Here is a 12655-nt window from a genome sequence, read left to right on the forward strand (position 1 = left end):
ATTCGCGGCCCGGGCCTTCCGGCTCACCAGCACCCGGCATCAGCAAGAAGGAGCAGCCGATGAGCATGCTTGCCGGTAGAACACCAGGGATAGATTCCGCGTCGCAGGCCACCAACGCCGTCGCCGATTCCATGGCGTCGTACATCTCCAGGTTGGAGGCGATCGTGGCGGAGGTGATGGAGACGTGGCGGGGAGGCGCGGACCAGGCATTCAGGGACAAGCACCAGGAGTGGCGCCTGGCCGGCGAGGACTGCGTCCGCAAACTCCGGGAGCAGACGGTCGCCCTGCAGAAGAGCAGCGGTGAGTACCAGGGCGTCAACACGGAAGCGGCGGGGCTGATGAGGGGGACGCAGCACGGCGGCGGGTCCGCGCCGTTCGCCGGCGCCCTCGGCGGCCCGGTCGCCGGTCGATAGTCCGGACACCGGCAGAGAGGATTCGGCACATGACGGACTGGATCAAAGCCGACTTCGGGGCCCTTGACGGACTCCGGCAGGGCATCGTCACGACCGGCGCCGGCTTCGACGACGAACACGACAGCTGGTCGTCCGTGATAGGCCAGCTCACGCAGGACTGGCCGGACCTGGCCGGCGCCAAATTCAACGAGGTCACCACGGCGGCGCTGAACTTCGACCGGGTGAACAACGAGTTTCTCGGCATGCTCGGCATCGCCGTCGACCGGGCGAACCAGCTCTACCAGGGCACTCTGGCGGAGGTCAGCAGGCTGATCCCGGACAGCTGACCGGTGCGGAGTCGGCGTGGCGGCCCCGGGGAGAGCAGCCCCCGGGGCCGCCGGGCTGACGGCCGTCGGGAGATGCGCTCTCCGGGGCGCCGCCCCGAGCGGGTACGGCAGTAGCCAACTCCGGGGCGTCTCTTCGAGCGGTCAACTCCTTCGACCGGTCAACTCCGGGGCGTCTCTTCGACCGGGGGCGGCGGAAACAGGAAGATCTGCTCCGGTGGTTCGTCCCGGGGCAGAGCGGCCGGCAGCAGCTCCGCCCGCCCCGGCAGCCAACGGCGGCGCCGGCCCCGCGGCAGCGCCCAGGCCAGCACGGCGGTCAGAGTGAGGGCCATCGCGCCCGCACCCGCGCCGAGCTTCGCGCTGACGCTCGCCCGGTCCCACCAGCCGGCAACGCGGACCGCGTCCGGATCGGGCGCCGGGAGTACCACCTCGGGCATCGCGAGCGGTTCGCGCCCGGAGAGCCCTTCCGTCACCGCCCGGTACGGGTCGACGACGCCGGCGCCGAACTCCCGGCTGGCCCGGCCGCCCCGGGCCGGTGCGGCGGTCGCCATGAGCCGCTGGGCCACCTGTGCCGCGGTCAGCTCGGGCCAGGCCGAACGCACCAGGGCGGCGGCGCCGGCCACGAACGGTGCGGCGAAGCTGGTGCCGTCGTGGTACGCGTGTCCACGGACCCTGGCCGCGCCGGCCACCCGGGTTCCCGGCGCCACCAGGTCCACGTAGTCGCCGACCTGTGAGCCCGACGAGCGGGCACCGGCGATGTCGATCGCGCCGACCCCGAGCACCCCCGGATAGGCCGCCGGAAACGACGCGGCCGGCCCGCGGTCCTGCCGGTTGCCGGCCGCCGCGACCAGCAGGGCGTCCTTGGACTGGGCGTAACGGACGGCGTTGCGTACCGCCGGGAAGTCGCCGTAGCCGGAGAGCGACAGGTTGATCACCTTGGCGCCGCGGTCGGCGGCGTACCGGATGCCCTGGGCGACCGCGCCGGGATCGATCGGGCTCGGGTCACCCTGGTCGTTGAGTTCGCGGTCGGTGATGCGGACCGGCAGGATCCGCGCCCCCGGCGCGACCCCGCGGAAGCCGACCCCGCCCGCCGGTCCGGCGGCGATGATGGAGCCGACCGCGGTGCCGTGCGAGACGCAGTCGAAGTTGCCCGGCAGGTCACCCGAGAGGAAGAAGTCCGCACCGGTCAGCACCCGACCGCGCAGTTGCGGATGGTCCGCGTCCACCCCCGAGTCCACCACCGCGACGACGACGCCGGCGCCCGTGCTGTGCCGCCAGGCGCTCGGCAGGTCGAGCAGTTGCTGCGCCCACGGCAGGTCGGCGATGACCGGCCGTGCGGGCTCCGGGTCACGGCAGGCCCCGGCCGGCGGCGCGGCCGACGCGGGCACGACCGAGACCGGCGGCACGGCCGCCGCCACCGCGATGGCCAGCAGAACGGCGGTGGGTCTCTTCATGGTGACGCATGTTCCGGTCACGCACCGGGTCCTGGCCACCCGTGACCGGAACAGGTCAGCGCCGCCCGACGCGGCGAGGGGCGCGACATGCTGACGATCGGGTGTGGAGCACAGCGGGAGGCCAGGTTGGACATCCCTGTTGGCGAGCTGTCCGCGCGGCTGGCCGAATACTCGCGGCTGACCGAGGACCTGCTGGCGATGCGCGAGGGAATCGACCAGATCCGCGTCACCGCCTACTCGCCGGACGGACTGGTCACCGTCACGGTCGGCGGCCGAGGTGAGCTGGTCGACCTCGAACTGGACCCGCGAATCTTTCGTGAACCGGACGCCACGGCCCTGGCCGGAAGCATCGCCGGGACCATCCGGGACGCGGCCGACGCGGCGGCCCGGGACGCGGCCCGGATCGCCGCGCGGCTGACCGGAGCCGAAACCGACGACGAGGTGGACCCCCTGTTCGACCCGGTTCTGCGGCTGCTCGACGGTGAGCCGGAGAGGAGTCAGCGGCTGTGGCGGGGATGACCGGCGACGGCATCGGAATGGACATCGGGTCGACCCGGGCGGTGATGGAGGCGCTCGGCCAGGTGGCCGCCGCGTTCCGGGCCGGCTGGACCAGCAGCGAGGCCGAGATCGAATCTCATGCCGGCCAACTCGGTAACGACCGGCTGGGCCGGAGCTTCCGCGAGTCGTTCGACCCGGTGGCGGAGCAACTCGGGGTCGATGTCGACCTGCTGATCGGCAAGCTCGAGCGACGGGCGGAGACGGGCCGTCTCTCCGTGGAGCGTTACGAACTCACCCGGACGGAGACCGAGCAGGTCGTCAGGGACGTGCCCCGAGCGGGCCAGTCGTAGGGGTCGGCGGGTACCGCATGGACATCCCCGAGCCGCCCGACCCGAGCGGGTTGTGGCAAGAGGTCAAGGCGCTGGCCAACCCGTGGCCTCAGGACAGCGAGACCCGGGCGTACGCGCTGGGGGATGTGCTGGAGGCTGCCGCCGGAGTGATCGAGCGAGCCGACGACGACACTCAGGCGATCGCCCGTCAGCTGTTCACGCTCTGGACGGACATGGCGGGATTCAAGTTCGCGGAGACGCTGCGTGTCCTCGACGCCGAGCACCTACCGCTCGTGCTGATCCTGCGCGAACTGGCCAAGGGCGCCCGCGAGTACGGCCGGACGATCATCGAGACGAAGATCAGCATCTGGATCGAGATCGGCGCCAACGCCGCGCTGTTCGTCGCCCTGAGCCCTATTCCAGGCGGTAGCGCCGCGGTGGCGGCGCGGGTCGCCGGACGCCTGGCGACGCTGGTCGCGGAAAGGGCCGGACAGGTGGCGGCCAGCGGCCCGCTACAGGCGGCGAGGCAGATCGCCACCCAGGCCGTTCTCGGGGCCGCTTCCGAGGCGGGCAACACGGGCACCACACAGCTGATCAGTATGGCCACCGGCAACCGTGATCAGTTCGATGCCAAGGACGTCCTCGTCGCCAGCATTGCCGGGGCCGGCGGGGAGGTGGCCGGGGACGCCCTCCGGAAGGTGGCCACCGGTGCGATCACGGAGGCCGTGGAGCGGGGCCTCGAGCGGATCGGCGTCCCCGCCCCGATCGCCAGCCATCCGGCGATCGCCGCAGAAGCGATCGTCAACAACGGCCTCACCTCCCCGACGGCCAGCTACGCCGCCGACAATGCCGTGAACGGCGACTGGGCGGCCCTGACAGACGTCGACGGCTACCTCACCGCCGTGCGGGACGGCGGGTTGAGCGCCGGACTCATGGGTGCGGGCGCCGCCAACACCCTGCATCTCGGCATGCAGCTGAACCAGCTCGGCTCGGCGCCCACGACGGTGCCCGTCGGTGGGACCGGATCGACGCTGCCGGCCGACGGGCTCCCACCGTCCAACCAGCCTGCGGCGCCGCTGCCGGACCAGGCCGCGGCTCCCTCATCGCCCGACCAGGCGGTGGGGCCGCCCGAAACGGCGGTAGGACCGCCTGACGCGGCGGTGGGACCGCCGGTGGACCGGGCCGTGACCCCGCCGGTGGACGATACAGGCTCGGTTGGACCGGGCACCAACGAGCAGGGACAGAGCGCGCCGCCCTCGACCAGCACCGCTCCTCCGGCGGCTCCCCAGGGCGCCGGCACGCCGGGGTCGATGCCGAGCGACGCCGGGACGACCGGATCCGACGCCTCGGATCCCACGCGGTCCGAGACCGCCGCCGGTCCGGCGGTGAGCCCGTCCCAACCCTCCGGCCCGGTGGCCGTGCACCAGCCTGAGACGGTCGCGCCCGGCGACGCCTCGGGGACCACCGACGCACCGGTGGACGGCGCGGCGGAGGCCGGCCCGTCGGCCGGCAGCCCACCGGGAGGCAGCCCACCGGGAGGCGGCGCACCGGACGCCACCCCGTCAGCGGCCGGGCCGTCGGAAGGCGGCCCGTCGGCAGTCGGACCAGCGGCAGGCGGCCCGTCGGCAGGCGGGCCAGCGGCAGGCGGCCCGCCCGCGCCGATCACCGCACCGGCCACGCACACCACCCTGCACCCGACCGCCTACTCCGCACCGCATCCGACCGGTCCGGTCGGTGTGACCACGAGCGGGCCCCCGACGGGACAGGCTCCGGTCGCACCGACCGCTCCGGCCGGGACCGGCGCGGCCACGGCCGCACCGACCGGACCCGCCGCGCCACCGAACCCTGCGCCGACCGTCGTACCGACCGGCCCGGCGACGAACCCCGGCGGTCCGGGCACCGAGTCCGGCACCGGCCGAGGACGGAACGGCGCCGCGGCCAGCCCGCCCGGCCCGACACCCGACGGCGGCGAGCGGCAGGCCGAGCCTGCCGCGGAGACGGCCAGCCCCGACCCGGCGCGGCCTGCCCTGCCCGGTACCCCCGTCGTCCCGGATTCGGCAGCGGCCGGTGCGCTCGCGGCGGCGGCACCGGCCGTCCGCCCGGTAACCTCCGTCGACTCCTCGGCGCCGCCGACGACGCCCACGCACACCCGGCTCGCCGGTCCACCCACCCCGGTCGGTCGCGCCGCCGGCCAGGACACGACCACCCCGGCGGTCGCCGACGCCAGGCCCGCCGGCCCGCCCGACCCCGACCCGGCGGACCCGACCGGCCCGCCCGACCCCGACCCGGCGGTTCCCGATCCGGCCGACCGCGCGGCGACTCCCACGGACGGGCCGGGTGCCGCCCCGTACGGTCCGGACCCGGTGTGGGATGTCCGGTCCGGCGACGATGGGCACATCCGGCCCGACGAATTCATGTTCCTGGACGACGAGTACGAGCGGCTGGACGCCCTGCTCGACGCCGAACTGGAGCGGCACGGGCTGCGCCGGGACCCGGACAGCGACCTCGTGCGGGTCGGCGTCCTCGACGGGCAGGATCCGCGCGGAGTACTGGTCGGTGCCCTCGCCGCGCGGGCGTTCGGCGGTGGCGACGTAGGCACCGTGCTTGCCCAGCGCCTGCCCGGGGCCCGGTTCGACCTGCTGCACGAGGGACTCGGGAACCTCTCGTCCGACCAGGCGCGCCAGGTGTTCACCACCGACATCGGGACGGTACTGGACACCCTGGGTCGTTCGGGACCCGATCGGGCGGCGTACCTGGTGGTCACCGACTCCAATGGACAACAGCGCGGGTACGCGCTGTTGTCGCGGTCGCGGGACGGCGGGCGTGTCGTGCTCGGATACGACCCGCAGACGGGCCGGGAGGCGGCAGTCGCGGGCGCCGCACCCGACACGGTACCGGTCGAGGATTTCCTCGGGGTCAGGTCGCCGGTCCGCAGCGAAGTGATGCTCCTCGGTGACCGGCCGATCCCCTGGGACGACCCGCGGGTCCCCGAGTCGGCGCGGGCGCTGCGGGCCGAACAACAGGCGGTCGAGTGGGACGGGTACGCCGTGGTCGGTCACGGCGGCGGCCAGCCGACGGACGTCATGCAGAGCGGCGGCTCGATCCGCCCGCGTGACGTGTTCGACATGACCGAACAGCATCGCTGGGCCGCGCATGCGTACGACCGGTTCCGGTCCGATCCGACCGATGTCGCGCAGATCGCGGAGAATCTGGCACAGGTACCGCGTGCCGACGGCTCGGCCGGCTTCAGCGCGCCCGAGATCCAACAGGTCAAAGAGCACCTGTTCGTCAACGAGCACCTGTTGAACGTGTACGACGACAACGGTGATGTGGTCGGTCACCAGATGGGCCGCTTCGATCCGGACGCCGACATCGCCGAGGCGTGGCTCCGGCTCCGGCGTGGTGAGCCGTTGCCGCAGGACGTACTGCTGCTCGAACACGAGCTGCGCGAGTTGCGTTACGCGGCCGAACACCCGGAGGCTACATACGCTGAGGCACACGCGCACGCGAACGAGCGGTTCGCCTGGGAACGGAACATCCCCGAGCGTACCGGGGAAGATCTTGACGGCTGGGGATACCGGGATGGCGATACTGCAACGCTTCCGCAAGGCGGAGGAGACCGACCAGGAGGTCCACTACCTCTTCGGCTATCCGGAACTGGACCGGAGGTTGACCATCAACAAGCTGGACCGGACGTTCCGGGTAACGGACCAGCGGGAGGACCACGCCTTCAGAGCGGTGGTACGACGAATCCTGGCCCGGGAGGCCGCGGAGAAGACCTGGCCGCCGGGGGGCGGGATCCAGTCCTAGCCCGGGGCTCGGGTGGGCGAGGTCCGCACCCCGGCCCGCAGGCGGACAATTCCCATACCGCGACCGAGGTGCCGGGGGCACCCGCGCACGATGGTCCGTCGGCTCCCCGACCGGTGTTCAAGATGCTGACGCAGGCGTTGCGGGAACACGGTCCGCTGACGGTCGACCGCAGGAATCTCACCGCGGTCCTGCGGTTGCCGGGCAGGCCGCCGCTGCGGTTCCGCGTCGGCACTCCGCCCGAGGGCAAACGATCGCACCGATCCGACGTCGTGATCGGTGGCGAAACCCACGTCGATGTCGTGGTCTCGGCCGGCGCGCCCACCGGTTCGGCGGGCGCGCGGTGGGCCGCCCGCGTCGTCGGCCACGAGTTGGACGAGGACGCCGCCCTGCGCAACGAGAGCTTCGTGACCCGGGCAAAGGCGAAACTGCGATCGCTGACCGACGGACCAGCGCATCCCGACGCGCTGCGACGCGGGGCCGATCCGTCGCGCAAGAGGCTCAGTCCGCACGACGAGGGCCACCGGGCCGAGGTGAAGCTCCTTGTCGCGGAACTGACGACGGCGAAGGCATTGGCGGCGTCGGGGTCGGCAGTCTCCGCGAGAGCGGTGAAAGACATCGAGGTCGAGTTGGGCCTGCTGCTCGACCACCTCGGCATCGGGCATCCGGACCCGAACGCCCCGGACGCCCGGCACGCCAGACATCGGCTGGGCCTGTTGAACCTCAGCGTCGACGAGTTCGCGACGGTCCGGCGACTGTCGAGCCACGATGCCGAGTGGCGCTCGCCCGGGCGGCGGGTGGCCCAGTTGGCGCGTACCGGCGAGGTCGCGACCATCGAACTACGCGACGGTACCCCCGTGCCGGTGCGGTTCTCCCGACGTCAGGTCGGGAGCGGGACCGGGTTCACCGTCAACCCGCCGAGCCCGCGACCCGGTCCGGACGGAGTGCCGGTACGCGGCTCCGACGGGCTGGTGCTCACCGGCCCTGCCGAGGTTGTCTTCGACCGGCAGGCGAACATCCCGGAGTTGGCGCAGGGCGCGATCGAACGACTGCGGACCGAGCTGGAGCCGCCCACCTTCGTACCGTGGATGTCGCGGGTGAACGCGTCGCCCCAGGCCCGGGTGAACACGTCGGCGGAGTCGACCCGGCTGCGCGGTGCGTACTTCTCCGCGAAGACCGCGATCGAGGACGGCCTGGCGGCGGTCGACGGGCATCGACTCTTCCTGCTGGAGTCGACCTTGCCGGTCGGCCCGCCCTGGAACGGCGAGGGTCATGTCGTCTGGGTCGACAGCCCTCGGCAGGAGCGGCGAGCCGACGACGGCCCGCTCGCCGTGGTACTGCGGATCGGTCCGCTACCCACGGGGCAGGCATACCGCGTGGAGCCGGTTGCCGACCCCGGTCCCGGTACGGCACGTCAGGTCCGGGTCGTGATCGCGGAAACGGTCGGTGCGGACGTGGACGCGCTGAAGGCGATCGTCGCCGAGGCGGTGCTGCGGGCGGTCGAGACGGTCCAGCACGGCGACGACCGGGGGCTGCTGGCGGCCGTCGAACAGGCCCACCGGACGGGCGACGGCGAGCGGGTGCTGAAGCTTCTCGCCGAGGCGGAGCTGCTCAGCGACCAGCCCGGGTCCCGGCGGCACGTCAAGGGACTGCGGAACTGGCTGGCCGGGAGGGCTGGGCCGGCCATCGCGCTGAAGATGTTCGACACCCGGGCGAGGCCGAACGACAGCTTGGGGTTGAAGGTCCTGGATCTGGCCCTCGACCGGGCCGCGGCGGACTTCACGCCCGGCGTGCGTGGTGCCCGGATCCGCGATCTGTCCGACCCGGTGGCGTTCGTCAGGATCGGTGACTCCTCCTACCAGGTACCGGTCAAGCCGACCGGGTCCGACCGCCGCGACTTCGCCGTACGGCTCGTGCCCGATCCGGGGGCTCCGCACGGGTACCGGCTGCTGGTGCGGCCGGACGCCAGCGAGGCGGCGATCCTCGTCGAGACCGCCGGTGCACTGGCGGAGTTCGCCACTCTCGGGCCGCGGGCCGGCTCCGGCCAGGCGGTCGACAAGGCGGCGCGGGGGGCTGCCGGCAAGGCGGCGCGCGACGCCCGGGTCACGGTACTCACGTCGCTCTACCGCGTCGCGACTCCGGCTGAACGGATCATGATCGAGCGGTACGTCGACGCGACAATGCCCGACCTGCTCGGTGGCACCATCAAGCACAACCTGCGCGAGTCGGCCGGGCGTCGGCGGGCCAGGATCGACCAGTCGTTGGTGGCCCGGGTGGGGCGCAAGCCGTACTGGCCGCCCATGTTCCGTCGGCTCGTCTCGTCGGTCGGCAGCGGCGGCAACACCCTGATGGTGGGCTTGGAGTTCGGCCGCGACCCGGTCGGCATCGCGACGAGCGTGGCGTCGGGCTTCGCCAACAGCGTCGCCCAGGCCGACGCCGACGCGAGACTCGGCAGCGCGTTGCCGACCGCACGGCTCGTCACCGACCCCGACAGGTCCCTGGTCGGCGAGGCGCGCAAACCACCCAAGCGCGAGCAGGGCGACCCGATCGCGAAGAACCTTCAGAAGCGCACGCCGGCGGCGCTCGCCGGCAGCGGCGCGACGGCGGCCGTGCAGTCCACCGGCGGCGACGTGCAGAAAACCGCTGCCGGCGGTGCGATCACGCTCGGCGCGTCGCTCCTGCAAGCGGTCGCGGACAAGGCCGCCGATCCGCACGAGTTCGACGCGACCAGGAAGCGCGCCGCCCTGGAGAAGCAGGAGCCGGACACGGTCCGCAACGTCTGGGCGGAGAACGTCTACCACCGGGTCCGGACGTTGTACGACGACGATCCGACGCTCGACGCGGATCTGGAGCGCGAACTGAAGGCAACCCGCAGCCACCTCGAAGAGGCGATCAAGGAATCCGAGGCCGAGGTCAAGGACAAGATCGAGGCACTGAGGCGGCGCCGCAGCGTGATCGTCCAGCCCGCCAGGACCCTGTGGAACCACACGGGCGGGCGGGTCTCCGACTCGTGGAAATTCGATCCACCGCCGGGCCTGACCTACGAGCTGGTCCACCTGCCGAAGGCGAGGGCGGCCCTTCCGGTCAATCCGCTCCGGGTCGGGTCGCAGCAGGCGCTGATGCAGGTGGCATCGCTGTACCTCGGTTTCGCCACCACCCCGGAGCTGCTCACCGCGAACATGCTGATGCAGGCGGGACGCGGCCTCGGCTACGGGGCGGGCTGGACGCCGCTGTCGGCATGGGAGGCCGACGACAGGGCGGCGGCCGCCGCCGCCCGAGCCTTGTACCAGCTCAGGGAGTCAAAGCAGATGATCGACGAGTTGCTCGTCCGCGACCGGCATCCGGAGAACCATCCAGGTGTTCCGGCCGGGCGCCTCGCGATCTTCAAGCAGGTCCAGCAGGACCGGTCGGCCACGGTGATCGAGGGCAGGGACGGGATCACCGGGATCCCGCAGGAGCAGTCGTTCCGGTCGCAGTCGGTCAAGCACGTCGCGGGCCTGGCCGGCGGGGTGGCCGCCGCCGCTCCGTTGCTCGGGGTGGGAATCCCGATCGGCGACGAGATGATCTGGCTGGTCGGGCAGGCCGGCTACACCGCTGCGTACGCCGCCGGCGAGGGAGTCATGCGGGTGGTCAGCCCGATCATCAAACGGATCGATGCCGACACACAGCTTCGTGCCGAGGCCGACCGGCTTCCGTTCACACCGCTGCACATCGCGCAGGACCTGACCAGGATGGCCAGGAATGCCGCCGAGGCGGCCAAGCAGATCACACCGATGCCGAGACCGGCGGAGGAGCCGGCGTCGCTGCCGAGCAGGTTCACCAAGGGCGCGGCCCGGGCAGGGGTCGGCGGTTGGCGACTCTTCGCCGCCGGTACGGCGTTGCGGCCCGGTGACAATCCCCCCGGTCCGGTGCTGCTGGATCGGCATGATGCCGTGGCGGTCAACCGCCTGGTCGAACACGCCGGGTACCTGCACCGGATCGCGGCGGCAGAGCAGCAGGGGCAGCGGATCCCCGTCGGCCTGGACCCGGTGATGCTGCGGGGATACCTACGGCTGGAGATGGAGCGCCTGGGCCTGCTGGTGGAGCAGGCCGGTTCGACCGCGCGGTGGGACGCCGTAACCGAGGACGCCAGGCTCCGGTTCGGCCTGGACCTGAACGGGAAGACGGAGCTGGGCACGCTGCGCGAGGAGTCCGACCGCTGGCCGAGCGGCACGAAGCCGAAGGAGGTCATGGAGTTCGTGGCCGAAGAACGCGGGGGCGACAAGGTGGGGTACGGCGTGACCCGGGCGATCGACGTGATGACCCGCGAGGGGTGGTTCAGTTCAGACCCGAACACGCCGGGCGGGGTCCGCCAACTGCGTCTCGTCGCGGAAAACACGGTACGGGTCAGCACCGATCACGGCCGCTTCGAGCTGCGGGTGGGATCCCGCGACAACGGAGCCGACGGCGGCCTGGCCGTACTCGAACCCCGGCCGAGCGGGGCGCATCAGCTCTACGTCGACAGCTCCGTGATCGCCGACCCGCAGCGCCTGGCGATCGTGCTGCGCGGCGCCGTCGACACCTGGCTCGCCGACCGGTTCGGTGGCGCCGCGGCCCTGGTCCTGCGCGACCCGGCCGAGCGGTGGCCGACACCGTGAGCACCTCCGTCGCCGGACTGGTCGCGATCGGCCACTACCTTGGCCTCTTTCCGGCCGAGCAGGACCAGTGGGGTCACGAGGTCCGGCGCGGACCCGACATCGAGCGGCTCACCGAGCCGGAGGCCAGGGCCTGGGCGGCACCCGGCGACCCGAGCCACCAACCGTCCATCCTCGACACCCTGGTCGACCGCGGCCTGCTGGTGCCGGTCTCCTGGGCCGACGCCACCGGGTTCGCCCGGGCCCACCGGCTACTGCCGCTGCTCTCGGGGCTCGGACCCGATCCGGACGATCCGGACCGCCGCCGAATCGGCACGTTCGGGCGGCCGATCGTCACCGTGGACCGGCTCGGCTACGAACTGTGGGCCGAAGCGGGCGGTCAACCGTCACTGTGGGCCGCCTGCCAGCGGTACGCCGGCAGCACCGAACCGATCCTGACCGACCCGTACGCGGTCCTGCTCGCCCTGCTGGACCGGCTCGACACGCTCGTCTCCGCCGGGGCGGCCTGCCTCGACCTCGCCGTGCCCGCCGACCCGGGACCGGAGTGACATGTCCGCCAGCAAACTGCCCCTGATGTTCCCCGTCGGCCACTACCTCGGGCCGGCCGTCGACACCTCGGGACCCGTCGCCAGCCCGCACCGGGTACGCCTCGCCGGGCAGATCCATCCGCTGCCGGGCGGCGACCCGTACACCCTCTGGCTGCTCGCCCACGGCGTCGCCGGCGGACCACGGCCCTGGACCCCGGCCCACATCGCCGCCTCGGCACCGTGGCTGACCCGGGCCCGCTTCGACCGGGCCGTCGCCCACCTCACCGAGCGCCGGCTGCTGCTCGTCGTCGACCCCGACTCGGCCGAGGCCGCCGCCGTGGCACGGTCCTACCGGTGGCACAGCATGCTGCACGGGCACGGCATGCGACTCGGCTGGCACGGCCGCTACGGAATCGGTGGAGCCGACGGACCATGGATTCTCGTCGACAACCTGGTCCACGACATCTGGCGCTGGGCACCGGTCACCCCCACACTGTGGGACGCGTGCGAAGCCCTCGCCCCGGCGTACGCGCATCCGCCCACCGACGACGATCCCACCGTGACCGGTCCCGACGAACTGCTGCCCCACCTGCTCCGCGGGTTGCACCTGCTGATCTGCTCCGACGCGGGCTTCCTCGACGAGGCGCGCCGAGAGCCGGGTGCATAGCAT

At 72.6% G+C, this 12655-nt stretch carries 8 protein-coding genes; 7 read left to right on the plus strand and 1 reads right to left on the minus strand.

The window, feature by feature from the left end; genetic code table 11:
* Positions 1 to 59: 59 nt before the first annotated feature.
* The gene (locus tag ACQEVC_RS36030; protein WP_432887052.1) at positions 60 to 413 is read left to right on the plus strand and encodes a WXG100 family type VII secretion target; all 354 of its coding nucleotides are present in this window, start codon (positions 60 to 62) and stop codon (positions 411 to 413) included.
* Between the two features lie 29 nt (positions 414 to 442).
* Positions 443 to 739, plus strand: coding sequence for a hypothetical protein (locus ACQEVC_RS36035; RefSeq protein WP_432887054.1), 297 nt, complete (start codon positions 443 to 445; stop codon positions 737 to 739).
* A gap of 158 nt (positions 740 to 897) precedes the next feature.
* On the opposite strand, the gene mycP is transcribed toward ACQEVC_RS36035, so the two are convergent.
* The gene (gene mycP / locus ACQEVC_RS36040; RefSeq protein ID WP_432887056.1) at positions 898 to 2190 is read right to left on the minus strand and encodes a type VII secretion-associated serine protease mycosin; all 1293 of its coding nucleotides are present in this window, start codon (positions 2188 to 2190) and stop codon (positions 898 to 900) included.
* Positions 2191 to 2316: 126 nt separating this feature from the next.
* On the opposite strand from mycP, the gene ACQEVC_RS36045 reads away from it, so the two are divergent.
* From ACQEVC_RS36045 to ACQEVC_RS36065, 5 genes are read left to right on the plus strand one after another with little or no spacing between them, the layout of a single operon-like run.
* A complete protein-coding gene (locus ACQEVC_RS36045; protein ID WP_432887059.1) occupies positions 2317 to 2709 on the plus strand; it encodes a YbaB/EbfC family nucleoid-associated protein in 393 nt (130 codons plus the stop codon).
* Positions 2697 to 3038: a hypothetical protein gene (locus ACQEVC_RS36050; protein WP_432887062.1), complete on the plus strand. Its 342-nt coding sequence runs from the start codon at positions 2697 to 2699 to the stop codon at positions 3036 to 3038. Before ACQEVC_RS36045 ends, ACQEVC_RS36050 begins: the two co-directional genes overlap by 13 nt.
* A gap of 17 nt (positions 3039 to 3055) precedes the next feature.
* Complete coding sequence (locus ACQEVC_RS36055; RefSeq protein WP_432887065.1) at positions 3056 to 11461, plus strand: hypothetical protein; 8406 nt, start codon at positions 3056 to 3058, stop codon at positions 11459 to 11461.
* Positions 11458 to 12006: a hypothetical protein gene (locus ACQEVC_RS36060; protein ID WP_432887068.1), complete on the plus strand. Its 549-nt coding sequence runs from the start codon at positions 11458 to 11460 to the stop codon at positions 12004 to 12006. Before ACQEVC_RS36055 ends, ACQEVC_RS36060 begins: the two co-directional genes overlap by 4 nt.
* Before the next feature lies 1 nt (position 12007).
* Positions 12008 to 12652 (plus strand): hypothetical protein, encoded by a 645-nt coding sequence (locus tag ACQEVC_RS36065; protein WP_432887071.1) that lies wholly within the window; start codon positions 12008 to 12010, stop codon positions 12650 to 12652.
* Positions 12653 to 12655: the final 3 nt, after the last annotated feature.

It is taken from the genome of Plantactinospora sp. CA-294935, assembly GCF_050936445.1.
Lineage (GTDB): Bacteria > Actinomycetota > Actinomycetes > Mycobacteriales > Micromonosporaceae > Plantactinospora.